25 protein-coding genes are annotated in these 19,281 nt (G+C 49.4%); 23 read left to right on the top strand and 2 right to left on the bottom strand.

What is annotated here, in order from left to right; genetic code table 11:
- The first annotated feature begins 27 nt into the window (after nucleotides 1–27).
- From FS806_RS16375 to FS806_RS16340, 9 genes are all read left to right on the top strand, one after another.
- On the top strand, nucleotides 28–315 hold the full coding sequence (locus FS806_RS16375) for a hypothetical protein (protein ID WP_029198836.1): 288 nt from the start codon (nucleotides 28–30) through the stop codon (nucleotides 313–315).
- Between the two features lie 101 nt (nucleotides 316–416).
- Nucleotides 417–1,364, top strand: a complete 948-nt coding sequence (locus FS806_RS16370; RefSeq protein ID WP_144938729.1) for a DUF3991 and TOPRIM domain-containing protein — start codon at nucleotides 417–419, stop codon at nucleotides 1,362–1,364.
- A gap of 83 nt (nucleotides 1,365–1,447) precedes the next feature.
- Nucleotides 1,448–1,594, top strand: a complete 147-nt coding sequence (locus tag FS806_RS25800) for a hypothetical protein (protein WP_153783375.1) — start codon at nucleotides 1,448–1,450, stop codon at nucleotides 1,592–1,594.
- Between the two features lie 55 nt (nucleotides 1,595–1,649).
- Nucleotides 1,650–2,549, top strand: coding sequence for a ParB/RepB/Spo0J family partition protein (locus FS806_RS16365; protein ID WP_260982126.1), 900 nt, complete (start codon nucleotides 1,650–1,652; stop codon nucleotides 2,547–2,549).
- Between the two features lie 401 nt (nucleotides 2,550–2,950).
- Entirely contained in the window at nucleotides 2,951–4,096 is a 1,146-nt protein-coding gene (locus FS806_RS16360) for an endospore germination permease (RefSeq protein ID WP_144938726.1), read from the top strand.
- Nucleotides 4,097–4,098: 2 nt separating this feature from the next.
- A complete protein-coding gene (locus FS806_RS16355) occupies nucleotides 4,099–5,625 on the top strand; it encodes a spore germination protein (protein ID WP_144938723.1) in 1,527 nt (508 codons plus the stop codon).
- On the top strand, nucleotides 5,622–6,758 hold the full coding sequence (locus FS806_RS16350; RefSeq protein ID WP_144938721.1) for a Ger(x)C family spore germination protein: 1,137 nt from the start codon (nucleotides 5,622–5,624) through the stop codon (nucleotides 6,756–6,758). The genes FS806_RS16355 and FS806_RS16350 overlap by 4 nt, the downstream gene beginning before the upstream one ends.
- Nucleotides 6,759–6,926: 168 nt before the next feature.
- Nucleotides 6,927–8,507, top strand: a complete 1,581-nt coding sequence (locus FS806_RS16345; protein ID WP_260982125.1) for a helicase C-terminal domain-containing protein — start codon at nucleotides 6,927–6,929, stop codon at nucleotides 8,505–8,507.
- Nucleotides 8,508–8,570: 63 nt separating this feature from the next.
- Nucleotides 8,571–8,864 carry a hypothetical protein gene (locus FS806_RS16340; RefSeq protein ID WP_144938715.1) on the top strand — a complete coding sequence of 98 codons (294 nt, stop codon included), beginning with the start codon at nucleotides 8,571–8,573 and terminating at the stop codon, nucleotides 8,862–8,864.
- 132 nt (nucleotides 8,865–8,996) lie between these two features.
- On the opposite strand, the gene FS806_RS16335 is transcribed toward FS806_RS16340, so the two are convergent.
- Both FS806_RS16335 and FS806_RS16330 read right to left on the bottom strand, forming a co-directional pair.
- A complete protein-coding gene (locus tag FS806_RS16335; RefSeq protein ID WP_222126695.1) occupies nucleotides 8,997–9,167 on the bottom strand; it encodes a hypothetical protein in 171 nt (56 codons plus the stop codon).
- A gap of 275 nt (nucleotides 9,168–9,442) precedes the next feature.
- Complete coding sequence (locus FS806_RS16330) at nucleotides 9,443–10,963, bottom strand: MFS transporter (protein WP_144938710.1); 1,521 nt, start codon at nucleotides 10,961–10,963, stop codon at nucleotides 9,443–9,445.
- Between the two features lie 101 nt (nucleotides 10,964–11,064).
- Between FS806_RS16330 and FS806_RS16325 the strand changes: the two genes are divergently transcribed.
- From FS806_RS16325 to FS806_RS16265, 14 genes are all read left to right on the top strand, one after another.
- A complete protein-coding gene (locus tag FS806_RS16325; protein ID WP_144938707.1) occupies nucleotides 11,065–11,508 on the top strand; it encodes a winged helix-turn-helix transcriptional regulator in 444 nt (147 codons plus the stop codon).
- Nucleotides 11,495–11,932: a VOC family protein gene (locus FS806_RS16320; protein ID WP_313960597.1), complete on the top strand. Its 438-nt coding sequence runs from the start codon at nucleotides 11,495–11,497 to the stop codon at nucleotides 11,930–11,932. Before FS806_RS16325 ends, FS806_RS16320 begins: the two co-directional genes overlap by 14 nt.
- Nucleotides 11,916–12,455: a DinB family protein gene (locus tag FS806_RS16315; RefSeq protein ID WP_191964390.1), complete on the top strand. Its 540-nt coding sequence runs from the start codon at nucleotides 11,916–11,918 to the stop codon at nucleotides 12,453–12,455. Before FS806_RS16320 ends, FS806_RS16315 begins: the two co-directional genes overlap by 17 nt.
- 19 nt (nucleotides 12,456–12,474) lie before the next feature.
- Entirely contained in the window at nucleotides 12,475–12,777 is a 303-nt protein-coding gene (locus FS806_RS16310; protein ID WP_186328394.1) for a YciI family protein, read from the top strand.
- A gap of 322 nt (nucleotides 12,778–13,099) precedes the next feature.
- Nucleotides 13,100–13,390: a hypothetical protein gene (locus FS806_RS16305; protein ID WP_144938698.1), complete on the top strand. Its 291-nt coding sequence runs from the start codon at nucleotides 13,100–13,102 to the stop codon at nucleotides 13,388–13,390.
- Nucleotides 13,391–13,508: 118 nt separating this feature from the next.
- Nucleotides 13,509–14,456 (top strand): DUF3991 and TOPRIM domain-containing protein, encoded by a 948-nt coding sequence (locus FS806_RS16300; protein WP_144938695.1) that lies wholly within the window; start codon nucleotides 13,509–13,511, stop codon nucleotides 14,454–14,456.
- 124 nt (nucleotides 14,457–14,580) lie between these two features.
- Nucleotides 14,581–14,871: a type II toxin-antitoxin system Phd/YefM family antitoxin gene (locus tag FS806_RS16295; protein ID WP_144938692.1), complete on the top strand. Its 291-nt coding sequence runs from the start codon at nucleotides 14,581–14,583 to the stop codon at nucleotides 14,869–14,871.
- Nucleotides 14,849–15,166 (top strand): type II toxin-antitoxin system RelE/ParE family toxin, encoded by a 318-nt coding sequence (locus FS806_RS16290; RefSeq protein ID WP_144938689.1) that lies wholly within the window; start codon nucleotides 14,849–14,851, stop codon nucleotides 15,164–15,166. The genes FS806_RS16295 and FS806_RS16290 overlap by 23 nt, the downstream gene beginning before the upstream one ends.
- A 283-nt stretch (nucleotides 15,167–15,449) precedes the next feature.
- Nucleotides 15,450–15,815 (top strand): plasmid mobilization protein, encoded by a 366-nt coding sequence (locus FS806_RS16285; RefSeq protein WP_144938686.1) that lies wholly within the window; start codon nucleotides 15,450–15,452, stop codon nucleotides 15,813–15,815.
- A 13-nt stretch (nucleotides 15,816–15,828) separates the two neighbouring features.
- A complete protein-coding gene (locus FS806_RS26780; protein WP_260982130.1) occupies nucleotides 15,829–16,026 on the top strand; it encodes a hypothetical protein in 198 nt (65 codons plus the stop codon).
- Complete coding sequence (locus tag FS806_RS16280) at nucleotides 15,932–17,251, top strand: relaxase/mobilization nuclease domain-containing protein (RefSeq protein WP_225312776.1); 1,320 nt, start codon at nucleotides 15,932–15,934, stop codon at nucleotides 17,249–17,251. Before FS806_RS26780 ends, FS806_RS16280 begins: the two co-directional genes overlap by 95 nt.
- Complete coding sequence (locus tag FS806_RS16275) at nucleotides 17,160–17,924, top strand: PcfB family protein (RefSeq protein WP_144938683.1); 765 nt, start codon at nucleotides 17,160–17,162, stop codon at nucleotides 17,922–17,924. The genes FS806_RS16280 and FS806_RS16275 overlap by 92 nt, the downstream gene beginning before the upstream one ends.
- Before the next feature lie 198 nt (nucleotides 17,925–18,122).
- Nucleotides 18,123–19,016, top strand: a complete 894-nt coding sequence (locus tag FS806_RS16270; protein ID WP_144938680.1) for an enolase-like domain-containing protein — start codon at nucleotides 18,123–18,125, stop codon at nucleotides 19,014–19,016.
- A 15-nt stretch (nucleotides 19,017–19,031) separates the two neighbouring features.
- Nucleotides 19,032–19,223: a hypothetical protein gene (locus tag FS806_RS16265; protein WP_144938677.1), complete on the top strand. Its 192-nt coding sequence runs from the start codon at nucleotides 19,032–19,034 to the stop codon at nucleotides 19,221–19,223.
- Nucleotides 19,224–19,281 lie beyond the last annotated feature (58 nt).

Raw genomic sequence — 19,281 nt, 5'->3', positions numbered from 1 at the left:
CCTTTTCGCATTTCTGGAGGAACGCACATGTTGTATGCCATCCCAAGCGGCGGCGGATGCTTTTGCCCGATTCTACCGCCTATTTGTTACGGAACCGATCCGACCGAGGAGGGAGAAACCGTGCCGGAATTGGAATTGATATCCAAAGGGAAGAACGGATTTGGAGACACTTATTATTACATCCGTGATTCGAACGGGGTGACCAGTCAAGTCTATGAAAGCGAGTTAGACGCATTCATGAAAAAGAAAGGCGCTACAGAGTTGAGGGAAAGAAGAGCTTATCTGTATCCCAAAAAGAAGGGTAAGGCACGATGAACAAATGAAGCAGGATGAAAGAAAATCAGCCTTACAATTAAGAGACACGATTTTTAAATCCCGTTGTGGCTAATTTACTTTTTTCGAGAGGAACTACGGCAATGAGCTATGTAAGCAAGGAACAAATCGAACGTGCAAAGCAATTGGACCTGCTCACCTATTTGCAATGTTTCGAGCCATACGAACTGGTGCGATGCTCGCGCAACGCCTATTCGACCCGCTCCCACGACAGCCTTAAAATCTCCAACGGTAAATGGTTCTGGTGGTCTAGTGGGATCGGCGGTCGTTCTGCGCTGGACTACCTCATTAAAGTAAGAGGCATGTCGTTTCCCGATGCGGTGCTGCAAATTGACGGTAATCCACCCGTTCACATGGATCCAGCTACTCCTGCCATCCAGCAGGATGGTTCAAATGCGCGACTGGAGCTTCCCGAACCGTATGAGAATTCGAATCGCGTCATCGCTTATCCCTCCAAACGCGGCATTTCCCGCGACGTAATTGATTTTTGTCTCAAAACGGGACGACTGTACGAAAGCCGAATGTACCACAACGCGATTTTTGTTGGGTTTGATTTGCAAGGCACTCCGCGCTATGCGGCGATTCGCGGGACAACCAAAACCCGATATATGGGCGAAGCGCCAGGCAGCGATAAACGGTATTCGTTCGCTATACCGGCCGATGATAACGGCACAGAGTTGCACTTGTTTGAAAGCGCGATTGACCTGTTATCGTACTGTACCCTTTCGGAAATCTCCGGGAAAGTCTGGCGACAATCGCATCAACTGTCGTTGGCCGGCATATACAGCCCAAAAGAAAACAAGGATGAGGACATTGCCCCGGCTGCACTTACCAACTATTTGCAAAGCTATCCTGAAGTGGAGCACATGGTGCTTCACTTGGACAACGACGAACCGGGCCGTTCTGCGGCAGCAATGATTCAGCAATTACTCAGCCAAACCTACGAGATTTCCGATGAACCGCCAATCAGGAAAGACGTTAACGACGACCTGATGATTTATCGTAAACAGCGCGAGGAGCCAACTCGATAGCACCGCTCGGTATAATGGTAATCAGAGCAGTGTCGGGCGAAAATAGAGGTGGCTTCAAAATTCTAATTCCGAGGAGGTAAGGCATGAGCGAACAGGGAAAAAATGAGCAGGCCGAGGAAATTGAGAAAGCACTTTTGGAGGCAGAGGAAGAAGCGCGAAACGATCCGACACGTTTAGGTCATCAAACGGTGATGGATCGTGTACGCCGGGTAATAGGCAAGGAACGTTGATGGAAGCCAAATACCATTATGTTTCGCACGAAGACGCTGAGCGATCAGCGTCTTTTTGTCGTTTCGATACCCCTCCCCTTTTTCCCGGCAGGTGCCTTCAGGGCGACGCGATCGTTACATCCAACCGGATGTAACGATCAGGACCGACAACCCCTATCATGTTGCGGATAACGACGAGTTGCAGGCCATCGCGGAAAGCTTTCGGAAGCATGGCGTGATCTCGCCGCTTGTCGTGCGACCGCGGGATGGAGGAGGTTATGAAATCATATCCGGACACCGACGAAAGGCGGCTTGTGAAAAAGCGGGAATCGCTGCGGTCCCCGCCTTCTTTCGTGAAATGGACCGAAACGCCGCGATTATCGCCCTGGTGGACAGCAATCTGCACCGCGAGCATGTGTTGCCGTCCGAAAAAGCATGGGCCTACAAGATGAAGCTGGATGCCATCAAACGGCAAGGGCAGCGCAACGATTTGGCCGATAGCGGAACTCCTGACCAACTCGGACAGAAGTCGCGGGAGCGCGTTGCCGTTGATGTAGGAACGAGTGCGACGCAGGTGCAGCGCTATATCCGGCTGACTGAATTGATTCCGCCGCTTCTGGAAATGGTGGACAGCGGCAAGGGGGCGTTCAGTCCTGCCGTGGAGCTGTCCTATCTGTCCGAAAAAGAACAGGAAGCCTTGCTGGAAACGATGGGTAGCGAGGGACGCACCCCTTCCCTTTCCCAAGCCCAGCGCATGAAAAAACTGAGCGCGAACGGCCTGCTCGACATGGACGCGATTTTCAAAATCATGATCGAGGAAAAACCGAGTCAACGGGAACAAATCAAGCTGCAAAAGGAAAGCATCAAGGACTATTTTCCGAAGGGCTATACGGCCCAGCAGATGGAACAGACCATATTGAAGCTGCTGGAGGAATGGAAGAAAAGGAGGGAACGGGGCCACGAGAACAGCCGCTGACTTTTTCCCGGCTGGTATTTGGGGTAGTAGTACCAGCGAAGCTGACACCATCCGCAAAGTAGATGTAATTAAATGGGAGCAACAGCTACCGGATGAAAGGGAAGCTGCCACTTCCCCCAAGCGCAGACGGTCAGCGAGTGGGTCATTTTTAAGTTGGCGTTAGTGGGTCAATTTAAATCCGGCCTTGACATACGCAACAGTCTTGAATTTTTTTCCGTAAATCTAAGCTCCCAATTTCGCTTCAAATGATCCCCTCCGAGAAAAGTTACCTAAAATGGTCAAAATCGATATACCGAAGCATACTTAATGAGACAAATATGGGAATAAATGATGCGAAGTTCTAATTCCCGAATCAAAGCTGGAACTTTATCGAAAGGAAATTCTGAAATGAGTAATTTGGGATGAAAATGAAGAAGATGGGAAAAGTAATGGTACTGCTTCCATTTAGTGCTTCACAGGGTAAGGTGAGTTTGATGCCGAAAATTTCAGTTTTACAGTCATACATGATCATAATACTTTCTGTCGGTTTGCTGAACCACGTCATCATCATACCGTTACTGCTCGGTTCATCAGGGCGAGATGCCTGGCTTGTAGTACTTCTTGTATTAATCGCTTCGCCAATTTGGATTGGCATTCTGAGCCATATCCTAAAAAACATGAACGGAATGCATGTTAGGGATTGGTTAAAGCAACAATTCGGAATGGTTCTCTCGGCAACCTTGATTGTCCTATACAGTGTACTTGTATGGCTTATGGGACTCATTTCCTTTAAGGACACTATAACATGGACAATTGCAACTTATATGCCTCAATCTCCAATGCTTGTTCTCGCAGGAACAACGCTTTTCGGATGCTTCTTCGCGGCATTTCAAGGGCTTCGCACCATTGCAATTTTAAGCGGGATATTGTTGCCTTTTGTTGTTATTCTGGGTGACCTTGTCATGACTGCAAACTTTCAGTTTAAAGACTACACCATGCTTTTTCCTCTACTCGAAAATGGGATATCTCCGCTTTGGAAAGGCATTCCCTACGTAGCTGGGGGATTGTTGGAGTTGTCGTTGCTGATTTTGTTTCAGCACAAGTTAACGAAAAAACCAGGTTTCAAAAGTTTAATGCTTATTTGCATCATATTATCCGGGCTAACGATCGGCCCTTTGATGGGCTCGATTACCATGTACGGCCCTGATGAAGCGGCACACCAACGATACCCCGCTTTCGAACAATGGAGAATGGTTCGACTGGGCGAGTATGTGGAGCATGTTGATTTTTTCTCGATTTACCAGTGGTTATCCGGTATGTACATTCGAGTTTCCCTTTCCCTGTTACTCTTAAGCGAATTGTGGAAATTGCAAAAGTATAAGTGGTTGCCTATGTTTCTGGGCGCTTTATTCATGCTGGTTGCTACATTGTTGCCAATCAGCGATATGCTTTTTCAAGACCTGCTCAGCCGATATTACTTTCCTTCGTTTTGTGTCTTTACCATTGGGGTCATGTTCGTATATTTCGTGCGAATTTTAATCTCAACACGGAGTAAAAGGAGCAATTGAAGATGATAAAGCTTTTCAGAAATAAATGGGCAAAGGACATAAAATCGTCGACACAACAAGGGGCGCCTGATACACAACCGCTTAATGAACAAACACTTCTTCAACGTTTCCAGATGTGTCGTGATGTAAAGGATCATGTTTACAAATTAAAAACGGGCGACGATCAATCAAGGATCGTTTTACTGTATTGCGATGGGTTATGTGACAACCAACAACTCATTCAGGATGTGGTGCTTCCTCACTTGACTCGGTTTTACGAAAATCACGGTTTTCAAAAGAACAAGGAAGTTCTGGAGTCGTGTCAATTACAGCTTGAGAGCATTTCCTTCGAGGAGTGGGGGCAGAAATCCGAAACGGACATTTTTGAGGGAAAACTGCTTTTGTTTATTCCGACACTAACTTCTTTGTTCTCCCTCGACATATCGAAAAAACCGGCACGCCAGCCCGAAGAATCCAATATCGAAGTCTCTATTCGCGGGCCGAGAGACGGTTTTGTTGAGGAACTCGGTGTCAATGTTGCGTTAATTCGGAAACGAATCAAGTCAACAAGCATGGTATACGAAACGAAAACAGTAGGTGTCCGGACAAAAACAACCATTGCAATTCTCTATATGCAAGACATTGTTGATCCGAAAATTGTCCAAGATATTAAGGCGAAATTGGATCGCCTTCACATTGACGGAGCATTCAGCGCCACTCAACTGGAAGAGCTAATGGAACCGGCCAAAGCTTTGTTTCCTTTGATGGGCTATACGGGAAGACCAGACTTTACCGTTAACTGCATGATGAATGGACGTGTAGCGCTGATTGTGGATGGTACACCGGCTGCATTGATCGCTCCGGCCAATTTGTTCCTGCTCCTGAAAACGCCAGAAGACATCCACTTTACTGCTTTGTCTGCTACGTTTGGACAATCGCTTCGTTTGCTTGGATTATCCGTATCACTTATGCTACCCGGTTTTTGGGTCGCAATTCTTGCGTATCATCAAGATCAACTACCCTATTACCTTCTTGCAACACTTGGCGTCAACCGGCTAGGTATTCCTCTTGGCGTGGCAGGGGAAATGTTTCTCGCGCTCATCTTTTTGGAAATATTGCGGGAAGCCGGTGTTCGATTGCCCTCCGCGGTTGGGTCTACAGTTGCGGTAGTAGGAGGGCTCATTTTAGGGGATGCAGCCATTCGTGCAGGATTTTTGTCCCCCGGCATCGTCGTCATAGGTGCAATTACGCAAGTATTCGGTTCAACTTTATCCAGCTTGTCACTATCTGGGACAATAAGCATTTTGCGCTTTTTTCTGTTCGCTATGTCATCGATTTTGGGGATCTATGGTTTCTTACTTGCGTTGTTTATCGTAATAACTCACTTAGCCTCTTTACATTCATGCGGTTTGCCTTACCTGGCTCCGGTTTCGCCTCCATATAAAGATTTCGCCAATGCCTTGTTTCGATTACCTTGGAAATGGCGGAAAACTCGGCCAGACATGCTAAATACTCAAGATTCTACAAGCCAAGGGGATAAGCAGAAATGAACGCATACAAATTTACCGCAGTTCTTCTGCTTCCCTTCTTTCTCACCGGATGTTGGAGCAGATACGAAGTGCAAAACATGAATTATGTAACTGCTGTTGGAATTGACTATGCGGATGGTCAATACATCATTTATGCGCAGTTGCTCGATTTCTCGACAGTGGCAAAACTGGAAGGACAACAGAAAGCGGAACAGCCTCAGGTCTGGATCGGTAGAGGAAAAGGTATCTCATTTACAGAAGCAGCGAATGATTTATACAGCACTTCGCAACAAAGGTTAAACTGGGGACAAATCTCTGCAATCTTGTTTAGCGAAAGGTTATTGAAGGAACGAAAAGTCGGTGAAGTGTTGGAACTGATCGACCGATATCGTGAGATAAGGTACTTAGCTTGGGTGTTCAGTACGCGCGATCCCCTTGACGAGGTCTTAATTGCGACTCCATTTTTCAGATTATCGCCCAAAGCATCGATTCTACATAACCCCGAACAGAATTATCGGCAGCGTTCTATCCTCGCTCCGATCCGCCTGCAAAAATTTGTAATGGATTCAAACGAAAAGGCGAAGACAAGCTATATACCAGAATTATCTATTCGAAAGGATCGATGGAAGGAAAATCAAAAACCGCATGAGCTGCTTAGATATTCTGGCATACAAATATACGATAAGGACAAATATTACGCACGCATGAGCCTCGAAGAAATAAAAGGATTGCCATGGCTGAATAAACACACAATCCGACTGCCCGTTGACTTGTTTTCCGATAACAAGCTTGTTGCAGTTCTCGTCGCAGAAAAACCCGAATATGACGTCAAACCAAGGGTTAAATATGACAAAGCATATTTCGATATTTCCGTTAAGGTGAAGGCCGGAGTAAATGAGCTACATGCAGACGTTACGGAGCAAGAACTCACGCAACTGGCTCAAAAAGAAATTGAGCATCAAATTAGGCAGACCTTTCAAACCGCGTTTGAAAAGAGAATAGATATTTATAATCTAGGGGAATCTCTTTTTCGCAGGAATCCGTATGCGTGGAAACGGATTGCATCTGGGACTGTACTAAACAAAGATTCCTTACGAACGATCAACGTTAACGTACAAATCGTGTACTCTGGCAGGTATAAACTTTCACCTTGATATTTGGTTGTGATTTACTTTGCGGGTGGTGTCAGCTTCGCTGGTACTGCCCCTATATGGGGCATTGGGCGACCGGTGCCCGTTTCATTTGAGTTATAACCTCCTTGACAAACTGCACCGGAAGGAACGGGCTATCGGGCGAAAACCCGGTTTGCCCGTTTTTACAATTTGCCGGAACTGATGAATATGTTCAAGGAAGTGGCCGACATCCAGACGGCGGACATGCTTCAGCTTCCCGTGCCGAAAGCTCATTTCCACAATGTTGCTGTGCCGCCAAGCGACTTTCAGCGCGATATGGTTGCGGATCTTGCCCGCCGCGCCGAACGGGTGCGAGCGAAGGAAGTGGAGCCGCACGAAGACAATATGCTGACGATCACCAACGACGGACGCAAACTCGCGCTCGATCAAAGGCTGGCGAATCAGATGCTTCCCGACGACGAAGGCAGCAAAGTGAGCGTTTGTACGGACAACGTTTACCGGTATTGGGCGGAACATCAGGAGCAGCGTTTGACCCAGTTGGTGTTCTGTGACTTATCCATCCCCAAACAGGATGGCTCCTTCAACGTCTACGATGAACTGAGGCGCAAGCTGATGGAAAAAGGTGTTCCTGCCGAGGAAATCGCATATATTCACGATGTTAATACCGAGGTGAAGAAAGAGGAACTGTTCGCCAAAGTGCGCAGCGGCCAAGTTCGGATACTGCTCGGATCGACGATGAAAATGGGTGCGGGCACGAACGTGCAAACGAAGTTGGTTGTACTGCACGATCTCGACTGCCCGTGGCGTCCGCGCGATTTGGAGCAGCGCAGCGGGCGTATTATCCGGCAAGGCAACCAGAACAGCGAAGTGCATATTTTCCGCTATGTGACAGAGAACACGTTCGATGCGTATTTATACCAAACACTTGAGAATAAGCAGCGTTTTATCTCGCAGATCATGACCAGCAAGTCGCCGGTTCGTTCCGCCGAGGATATTGACGAGACAGCCCTTTCTTATGCTGAAGTCAAGGCGCTGGCGACCGGAAACCCGTACATTAAAGAAAAAATGGACCTGGATATCCAGGTATCCAAATTAAAACTGCTCAAAGCCAACCACTTGAGCCAGCGCTACGCGCTAGAAGATTGGTTGCTCAAAATGCTGCCGCAGCAAATCAAGTCTACGGAGGAACGGATCGCCGGCTATGAACAGGATGGAACTTTGTTTTTAAGTTCTAAATCGACTGAGCGGGAGAGTGCGGAGGAATCGAAATTCCCCGGCATGGTCATCAAGGATTTTACCTATACGGAGCGGACGGCAGCAGGCGCGGCTTTGCTGGACGTTTGCAAAGGAATGACATCTCCTGATCCACAGGAAATCGGCAGCTACCGGGGATTTTCCTTGTGGTTGTCCTTTGACAGTTTCCACAAGGAATACAAGGCGACGTTACGTGGTGCGCTGGGTCATACGGTCGCATTAGGCGCTGATGCGGGCGGTAACATAACCCGCATCACCAATGCCTTATCCGACTTGCCTGCAAAACTGGAGCATGCCCGCGATCAGCTTGACACCTTGCGTCAGCAAATGGAAACGGCGAAGGAACAAATCGCGGCTCCTTTCGAAAAGGAGCAGGAATTGCAAACGAAGTCGGCGCGTCTTGCGGAACTGAATGCCCTACTCAACATGGACAAACGGGAAAATGAGGGCGTTGACAGCGTGCCGGACGAAGAATCAGAGATGCCGGAACGGCGGGCTATGGGCCGTGAAAGATAACGGCTTGGCACCGTCGTTCCCTCCCCTCCTTCCTGATATAGTGAAAGCAAGGAGGGGACGCAGATGGAATCGATAAATTTATCACAAATGGAGTCCATATTTGACGAGATTGAAAACAGGATAGTCAACCGCCTGCGCGCCAACGAGGAGGCATATGTTCAATTGCTCCGGCAAAGAAACGGTCTGAAAGAGCGGCATCCGTTCGTCAAATCGGTATTGGAAGGATACACTGCGGTCTTTCCAAGTGCCGAAGATCATCAGGCATGGCTAGACTACAAACAGGCGTTAGACGAATCCGATCAATTGGAGCTAATGGCGCTTTATATGCAAGGACATGCCGATTGTTTCGCTTATTAGCGTAAAATTGGCGCGTTGTAGCAAGATACACACCATTGAAGAGGCAATAGGACTGAAAGATACGGAGATTCAATCATAATATCCGCCTCTCAATAACGCGACGCCGCTATGGTTCGCAACGTCTTGTCGTACTCACGTGGTTTCTGGAAAGGGCTGTTCACCTGCTACGATCATTACTACATTCCGCAGACGAACAACAATCTGGAGCAATATTTCCGCAGAACAAAAGCTTGCCGCCGCCGGATCAAAGGACTTCGAAATTGGAACAGCTAAATCATGCGAAACGGAGAAATGATCGTCCATGTCAATGATGCGCTTCGACAAAAACATATCATTGCCCGCCTGCGGCCCGTGAGCTATGAAGCGTACGCAAAACGAAAAGCAAAATGGGGCGATCGCCTATCCGTTAGTACGACGTAGACGGTTTAATCGAGATCCCATAGTCTACCTGCAACGAACGGCTTGATACCGCTCAAACATTTTTCTGCTCTTCTCATGCTTTAGTCTTTGCTCCACGAATAAGAAAGAGGCGTGACTGGGAGACGTACCGGTCACGCCTCTTGCATATAATTCTGGCTTTATCCATTACCGTGAGTCTTAAACCCGATCCAAGTACAGATGATCAGAACGGCCATGAGAAGGGCGCTGGTAATCGCAACCGCTTGGAAGCCTTGTATGAAAGCATGGACCGCTAATTGCGATAGATGCACAGCTATTTCCTCGGGCCAACGATCCATCGTCGCCAGGGCGTTCGCCCACGATTCCCGGATGGCAAGGCTGGCGTCGAGCGGAGTAGGCGGAATCTGTCCATTCAATGAGCTTTGGTACACCGCTGTGCCGATACTACCCAATACGGCTACGCCGAACGCGATGCCGAACTCCGCGCTTGTCTCAGAAAGGGAAGAGGCTGAGCCGGACTTCTCCGGCGGTGCGGAGCCGATGACGAGGTCGGTACAGATAACGCCGATCGGGCTAGCCCCAAAGCCAACGAAGAACAGACCGAAGATGATAGGGACGAAGTTGTCAGCGTCTGCCCTGATCAGAATAAGGCAACCGATCAACGCAATGGCAAGATACAAACACAGTGCATTGCGTGTCTTCATTCGATGGACCCAAAGAGGCGCCGTTAATGATGAAACAATCATGACTCCGGAGGATAACAACATCCAAGTGCCGGCAATCAGAGGAGTCATGTTTTTGACCATCTGCAAATATTGCGTCGTGAATAAGAGGATACCGCTGAGGAAGAATCCGCCGAACAGCATAAGCGTCAGTGCAGTGTTGAATTGTCGGTTTTTGAACAATGACAAGTCCAGCAACGGAGAAGCCGCTTTACGTTGGCGATGAACGAATGCGACACCGACTGTAAGGCCTATCAGAATAGCGATTCCGGATTGCCAAACGTGATGATCCATCGTGACCTTCTTCAATCCGTAGATTATCGGCAACAAGGTGAATAGCGATAACATGACGCTGAGTATGTCGAGTTTGCCTGCACCGGGGTTTCGATATTCCGGAAGCAAGAAGGGGGACGTGATGAAAACTAACGCCATTACAGGTACACCGAGCAGGAAAACAGCGCCCCACCAAAACCGCTCCAGCAGCAGTCCTCCTATGACGGGACCGATAGCAGTACCGACTAGGAAACAACTCATCCATATGGCGATCGCAGCGGACCGTTGCTTGCTGTCTCGAAACATGCTGCTTATTAAAGCCAATGAATTAGGCATGATGGTCGCCCCCGCGATACCCAGGAAGGCGCGAGCGATTACTAACATCTCGGGATTCACGGAATATGCCGCAATGACAGAGGTAATTCCGAATACTGTTGCGCCAGCCAGCAGAACTTTCTTACGTCCGACCCGATCCCCGAGAGAACCCATAGTCACTAGGAATCCGGCGATCATAAACCCGTAGATGTCTAGAATCCATAACGTTTGGCTGGCGGACGGCTTCAAATCCGCACTAATTTGGGGGATCGCGAGATAAAGAACGCTTAAGTCAATCGATAGCAATAATGTGGGCAGAGCAAGCGTCGCAAGTCCGAACCATTCGCGAGGCCCTGCGGCGAGGGGGAAAACCTGGGGAACTTTGGCCATAGAAAACTCACTTCCTTTTCACATCATCATATTTCAGTTGCATTATGAAACTGAAATGAGTATAATCAGAATAGATAAATCATGTCAAGGGATGATCGCGAATGGCGTCAGAGAACAATCCGTACCGGTCGGATTGCCCGATTAATTATTCACTCGAAATGTTGGGCGATAGTTGGTCGTTGCTGATTATCCGGGATATCATTTTTGCTGGAAAAAGAACCTATGGAGAATTTCTGACTTCCGATGAGGGAATTGCCCGAAACATTCTTGCGAATCGGCTTCAACAACTGACGTGCAAAGGAATTCTCGAGAAGAAACCGCATCACACGGATAATCGGAAGGATCTTTATGTCGTGACGGATAAGGGGTTGGATCTCATTCCGATTTTGCTTGAATTGTCAGCATGGGGAGCCAAACACGAGCCGTCGACAAGCCACGGTCAGTCATGGGTGGCTGAGACGAATCTTGACCGAGAGCAGCTTGTGCAACGTATTCGTCAATCGGTTCTCGAAGGAAGATCTGTTTTTGACAGTGTTGGCGATTGATATTACTGATGATGAAGGGGATGGTTGCATGCAGGCAAATCATTGGAGTAGCAACATAACGGAGATTACGCTTTTCGTGGAGAGCCTACAGCGGTCAAAGCAGTTCTACCAAGAAACGTTCCAGCTTTCGACGAGATATGAAGATGAAGGTTGCGTCGTGTTTGATTACGGCAATACTTGCATTAATTTGATCCGCCATTCGAATGCGGGGGAATTGATTGAGCCGACTGTTGTAGGCCGCGCCGAAGATGGCGCCCAGACGTTGTTTACGATCCAAGTGCCGAATGCAGACCAGGTTTGCGAAGAGCTTTTGTCACGAGGCGTGAATCTGTTAAATGGGCCGACGACACGTCCTTGGGGACGGCGGACGGCGTGTTTTGCCGATCCTGACGGATATGTGTGGGAGATTGCGCAGTTGCTATAGGGGGATGGAAATGTCTGGAGAATCGATGGCGGTTATTAAGCAGTACGTGCGTGATCTGGAGTCATACACAATTGACCAGTTGCGTTGGAAGCGCACGGACGATGTATGGTCGATCGGACAATTGTATGTGCATATGGTCGAAGTGGCAAACGAATATATCGGTTACATTGAAGCATGCGCCAAAGAAACGCAACTGGAGTCTCGTGGCAAGACGGAAGACGGCTTGACGGCTTTTGCCGAACGGATGTGGCCGGATGTGCGAGTGAAGCTCGAGGAACCTGCGAACGCCACGCACAATCCCGAAAGCAAGGAAGGCATCCATGCTCTGCTGGAGCAGGTGCTGGAGAAGCTTTATTATTGGGCGGAACGCGTAGATCAGATCAATCCCGCTTGCAAGGCGCGTCATGGTTGGTTTGGCTGGCTCAACGCGCGCGAATGGTTTGAGATGGTCGGCATGCACAGCAGGCACCACTTGCGTCAGAAAGCGATACTCGATAAGTTGCTGGCAGAGTATCGGAGTTGAAACTCACAAGGAGGAGATTATGATGAAATTCTTGTATGTATACCGAGGCGGAGAAGTTCCGGAAAATCAATCCGATCAGAATATTCGTGAGCTATGGGAGTGGCTGGACCGAATGAAGGAATCGGGATATGAGAAGGTTCGTTTTGCAGGGTTTGGGCGGAAAGTCGTAACTCAGCATGCCGTCACAGATTACGCGGGAGATCTATTCGGCGTATCCGTGATTGAAGCAGATTCGCTGGAAGAGGCGATTAAGCTGACATCCGATTGGCCGGAGCTGCGGTACGGCGGCAGGATCGAAATAATGGAAGCGCTAGATGATTAGCGTGGCGATGGGTGCATTGGCAAATGTGGCACGTGACCGTTTAATACGAGAATCGTACATGTTAATAGTTCTGTCATTATGTTCTTGCAATGTTACCTGTTTTGGCATAAGATAACAGCATTTCAATATGCAAAGTGGCGAGTAACGCCCTGGTATTCCTTCGAATATGAAGGGGAAACTGGGGCTTTTTTTCGTTTAGAAAATGATGTCTTCGACGTGCGGCATTTCACAGGTCAAAGATAGCTCGCCTATGAAAGTTATCAATTACACTGCGAATGGACTCCAGATTTGGGGTCCTTTTCTCATTTTTGGAGGAATGCACATGATGTATGCCATCCCAAGTGGCGGGTGCTTTTGCCCGATTCCACTGCCTTCTTGTTACGGAACCGACTTGACCGAGGAGGGAGAGACTGCGGCAACATTGGAGTTGATATCCAAAGAGAAGAACGGATTTGGCGATACGTATTATTACATCCGACATTCGAACGGGGTGACCAGTAGGGTTTATGAAGGCGATTTAGACGCCTATATGAAAAAGAATGGCGCGACGGAGTTGAAGGAAGGAAGAGCTTACCTGTATCCCAGAAGGAAGAATAAGAGTAAGATACGATGAACGATAGACCATCTTACACTATTTGGATCTCGATTAGTTATGTGGACATGACGATGAAGGGATACGACTTGTTAAAGCAGTCGTGTCTTAGTTACTTCTTCGGAAAGGAGCTGCGGCGATGAGCTTCGTAAGCAAGGAACAGGTCGATCGAGCCAAAAGACTCGATTTACTCCCATATTTGCAAATGTATGAGCCTGCGGAACTGGTACGTTGTTCTCGCAACGTCTACACTACCCGAACACATGACAGCTTGAAGATCTCCAATGGCAAATGGTTCTGGTGGTCGCGTGGAATCGGCGGGCGTTCGGCGCTGGACTACTTGATCAAAGTGCGGGGCATGTCTTTTCCTGATGCGGTGTTGCTAATTGAAGACGTTCATCCAGACAGCGCGCCTGCATTTTCTTCGCAGCTATCGCAACATCGCCCGACGCAGTTTGAGCTTCCCGAACCGAATCGAACATCGCATCGCGTCACGGCTTATCTCAGTCAACGCGGTATCCATCGCGCGCTGATTGACTATTGTCTTGAAACAGGGAGATTGTATGAAAGCCGACGCTATCACAACGCGGTATTCGTTGGTTTTGACCTAGAAGGGTCGCCGCGCTATGCGGCGATACGCGGGACGACAAGCACCCGTTACATGGGGGAAGCAGCTGGCAGCGACAAGCGGTATTCGTTTTCCATTCCGGCTTCGGAAAACAGTACGGAACTGCATCTGTTTGAGAGCGCCATTGATCTTTTATCCTACTGTACGCTTGAATATCTTGCAAGCCGGGATTGGCGGCAGGCGCATAAGCTATCGTTAGCCGGAATATACAGACCCAAAACAATTGGAGAAGACTATACTCCCCCGGCTGCCCTAACGCAATACTTGCAGAGCTATCCGCAGGTAAATCGACTGGTGCTGCATCTGGACAATGACGAGCCGGGGCGATTGGCGGCGGCCACGATACAGAGACTCCTTTCTCCCGTCCTTCTCGTATCCGATGAGCCGCCTAAACTTGGAAAGGATGTAAACAATGAATTGATGGAATTACGAAGAAGACGCGAGGCGCCATCTCGATGAGCGGTTACGAGCACAGCATGTGGATGAGATGTGGACAGATTGGGGATAAGCGCAACCTCATTGAATGTATAGAATGTAATAGGTATAATAAAGTCAATATACAGCTATGCAAGGAGTGAGCAATATGATTATCAAACCTTCCGCCAGTATCCGGCAAAACTATAATGAAATCGCCGATCTATGCAAAACATCCGGGGAACCGGTTTATCTAACCAAGAACGGTGAAGGCGATCTTGTCGTAATGGACATCGAGACGTTCTCTCGTCGCGAGAAGATGTTAAAGCTGCGCGAAGAGCTGCTCGCTGTGCAAGAAGATCGTTTGGCGGGCCGTGCTGGCGTGACGCCGGATGAACTGGACGCTTACTTGGAGGGCATTATTGACGAGGTGCAGCATGGAAAAGATGCCCCGATATAAGATCATCGTTTCCGATCGCGCCCGCCAAATGCTGGCGACTCATGTGCGATTTCTTGCGGAGAAAAGTCCGGATGCGGCGCGAAAAACGAAGAACGAATTGCTGCAAGCGATACGTTCCTTGGCGCGAATGCCAGAACGCTATCCTTTTCTGGAAGCGGAATTTATCCCCTCAAACAAGTACCACAAGATGTTCGTGGAAAAATGGTATTTGGTGTTGTATCAAATTCAGGATGAAATCGTGTTTGTAGATTTCATTGTAGACTGCCGCCAGGATTACCGCTGGTTGGTGAGATAACAAAAAAGTTCGGAGAAGACGCTGAGTGGATCGGCGTCTTTTTGTTGTTTATTGGGGTTCCTCATTTTCCCGGCAGGTGCCTTGAAGGCGACGCGAGACGAATGTCTTGCGTTGCAGCAAGCACTGAATTTGGCTGGCCACCAAATTCGCTTGTTAGGGGCGATGCCCCTAAGACCCCTGCTTCTTGAAACAAATGGTTTCTGAACAAGTGAGTCTCAACGACGAAATGATTTCTGAGAACGAATTCGTTCTATACTGCTGATTTTCGAAAGGAGGTTTCATATTGCGTGAACGAAACATCAAAATCATGGTCCGATTAAACGAAATGGAGCGTAAGCACCTTGTTGCACAAGTGAAGAAATCGGGACTTTCTCAAGAAGCGTTTATTCGCTGCCTGCTCAATGGGTACGTGCCGAAACCGTTGCCGCCACCGGATTATTTCGCAATGATGCGCGAGCTTCACGCCATCGGAAACAATCTCAACCAACTGGCTGCGAAGGCGCACACGACCGGACATCTGGATCGGGCTGCTTTTCAGCAGGAGGCCGACCAGCTGCGCCGTGCCGTCCAGCAAATTCAACAGGCAGTGACCGAACCGGAGCGAAGAAGCGAATTGCCTGGAGGGCTTGCAAGCGGACAACCGCCGTAAGGGGGTATGACAAATGGCAACCACCGCAATTTGGGATGTGACCGACCGCTTGAAGCGTGTACTGGATTATGCCCGAAATCCCGACAAAACGGCACAGGATCGCCGGACCAGACAGCTTGCAGCAGGCGCTTGGCTATGCGACGGCAGATGCGAAAACGGAAAAGCAACTTTACGTAAGTGGCGTCAACTGCGATCCGTTTACCGCATATGAGCAAATGCAGCGCACCAAACGGCAATATCAAAAAACGGATGGCATTGTCGCCTTTCACGGGTACCAGTCGTTCGCGCCGGGTGAAGCGACACCGGAAATTGCCCATGCCATCGGCGTCAAGCTTGCCCAGGAGCTATGGGGAGATCGCTTTGAAGTTGTGGTAGCGACTCATCTGGACAAAGATCACTTGCACAATCACTTCGTGCTCAATTCCGTATCGTTCATAGATGGCAAACGGTATTACGACAATAAAGCTTCTTATGCCCGTATGCGGCAAGTGTCCGATAGGCTTTGTAAGGAACATGCGCTATCGGTTATCGAACAGCCGGAATCTAGCAAGACGAAACATTACGGAGAATGGAAAGCGGAACAGGAAAACCGCCCCACCTGGCGGGGACTGATACGTGAGGACATTGACACCGCGATTGCCGCTTCCATGACGATGACCCAGTTTTTCGCTACTTTGCAAAAGCAAGGATATGCGATCAAAACCAACGGAAAACATTTGGCGGTACGTCCGCCCGGTAAGGAGCGATTCGTCCGTTTGCGCAGTTTGGGAGACGATTATACGGAGGAAGCGTTAAAGGAGCGCATCTTGCAAAACCGCCAGCCGAAGCGCCAGCCGCCGCTTCCGTTGCCGCGCCGAAAGCGAGTGATCAGGGTGCGCGGCAGCTGGCGGTCTGGACGTAAATTCACTGGCTTGCAGGCGTTATATTTGCGCTATTTATATGAGATGGGCATCCTGCCCCGTCATCGTGCGTCCCCGCGAAGGACGCATTTTTTGTTGCGTCAGGAATTGCGCCACTTGACGCTCATCACCGAACAGACGAGGTTGTTGTGTCGCCGTAGCATCACCACGAAGGATGAACTTCTAGTCTATCTCGCTGGGCTTCGGGAGGAAATGAAACAAGGTTACAGTTCGCGCAAGGCATTGTACAACCGGCTGCGCCGCTGTAAGCAGCCGGAACAGCGTGACGCTATCAAATTGCAAATTGCTGAGACGACTCGCCAGCTTGCGAAATTGCGAAAGGAGGTGAAGCTTTGCACGGGCATCCTTACCCGGTCGGAGGGTATAGTCCATTTGTTGCGTGAATGCGAACCCGAATCTCATTTTCGAAAGGAGATGAATGCCGATGAGCGGCGGAAACGAAGCAGCCGATCAAGTCGTCAACATGAGCCTGCGGGGCATCGAGATGATGGCCAAGATTTCCGGCGAAGGCGCTAAGCATTTAGCGGTGTATTTATTCGCTGCCTTGCAAGGACAGAAAAAAACAAAAGGACGTATCCGTTTGGAGAGCTTGCTGCGCAGCGGCAAGGAATTAAAAGTATTTGCAGTCAAAAATGAAGATTTGCCAACCTTTTGCAAAGAAGCCAAGAGGTACGGCGTACTTTATTGCGCGCTGCGCGACAAAAAGAACGTGGACGGGCTTTGTGACGTAATGGTGCGAGCCGAGGACGCTTCCAAGATCAACCGGATCGTCGAGCGCTTCAAGCTGGCGACGGTAGACACGGCCAGCATCAAGCAAGAGATTGCGAATGCTCGCAGCGAAAAGCAGCTGGAAGAGAACCAAGCGGCACAGACGCCGAAGCAGATCGGCGAAACGCATGAAAGCGAGGCGATGTCGCCGCCTTTTCACGGAGGAAGCCAGGGAAGATTTTTTGGACGAATTGCTGGGAAAGACCGAACCGCCGGAGGAAGTTCAACTAGCAAGCGAGCAACCGGTAGTCGCACCCTCGGAACCGGCTATTCCGGCAGCCGAGCCGACAGTCAACGAACAGGTGCAACATCAGACGCCGCAGATCTCTCCCCCGATGCAGGAGGAGAGAACGAAGGAACGGGCTATTCCGTCCGTGCCTACCTCAGAGCGCAGCGCCGACAACGCAAAGGATACGACTGACCGCCAGCCGGCGCAGGAAAAAGTGTCGATACGAGAGCTGTTAAGTGAAATCCGGGAAGAAAATCGCGCAGCCGAAAAAAGACGGCGGGAAATGGAGCGTGAGCCGTCTTTGCCTAAACGCAGGGATCGCGGCAAGGCAAAATCGGGCGTCAAATCGCCAACACCCACTACCCGTAATCGAAAGCGAGGGAAATCCAAATGAACGATCTGGATGCATTATTCTCTGCCTCTTCCAATCAGCGAGAGCAGCCGTTTGACAAGGAAGCATGGGTAAAACAAAAACAGGAACAACGTCAGTGGACTTATGACACGATCGATACGACGTCGATGGCTATTGTACAAAACAGTGAACAGTTTCAGCGTTATCTGGATGTGCAAAGCCGTTTTGACCGGTACAGTGTTTCCAATGCGCTATTGATTTTGGCGCAACGTCCGGAAGCGACACGCATAGCGGATTTCGAGAGTTGGAAGGAACAAGGCGTATCAATCCGCCGTAAGGAAACCGGTTTTTATATTCTGGAACCGGGCGAGGAATACAGGCGGGAAGATGGAAGTACCGCGATCAGCTACAACCCGAAGAAGATGTTCGATATTGCCCAAACGACTGCAAAGAAACCGGAGCAACCAGTTTACCCGGATGATCGGACCCGCATCAAGGCGCTTATGGATCGCGCGCCTGTTCCTATATCAATCAGTGAAACGCTGCCTTCGGACGTGCATGCGCTCTACCAACCGGATGTGCGAAACATTATCGTTCGCCGCGGTCTGGCCGCTGGAGATATCTTCCGCGCACTGGCACAGGAACTGGCACATGCGGAAATGGATCGCTGCGATGGCCGCTACAGCAGATCGGAAGTTCAGTTTCATGCCTACAGTGCTGCCTATATCCTTTGCAAACAGGCTGGCGTTGAAACGACCACCTTCCGGTTCGACCGGGTGACTGAACGGTTCAAAGACATGGAGCCGCAGACAATTCGTGCGGAGCTGGCGACGATGAAAGAAGCTGAGCAGACGATTTCCCGGCGAATGCACCGCATACTGACCCCGCAGCGGCAACCGTCGCAACCGAGTCGTACCGATGCTGCCCGCTAAGGAGCGTGAGGAGCCATGAAATCGGAAGAACGTATTCTCAGTCTCGATCATTATGAACATGGCATTGTTATTAATGCGCTAAATAAGCTGCGCAATGACCTGATAGGCGAACGGCGACCGACCGATGCGGTGGACGATCTTCTGCTGAAAACGATGGATGCGCCCTATCAAAGAACGAAACGCCGGAGCCGCCATGAAACGCGCTAAAGCCGCAAGGAGTAATCTTTTACTCGTTGCGGCTTTTTACATCCCAGTCATTTGGCTG

It is taken from the genome of Paenibacillus sp. 32O-W, assembly GCF_007679495.1.
Taxonomy (GTDB): Bacteria; Bacillota; Bacilli; order Paenibacillales; family NBRC-103111; genus Paenibacillus_L; species Paenibacillus_L residui.
Note: the sequence above shows the minus strand (reverse complement) of the source record. Positions and strands in the feature narration are given on the sequence as shown.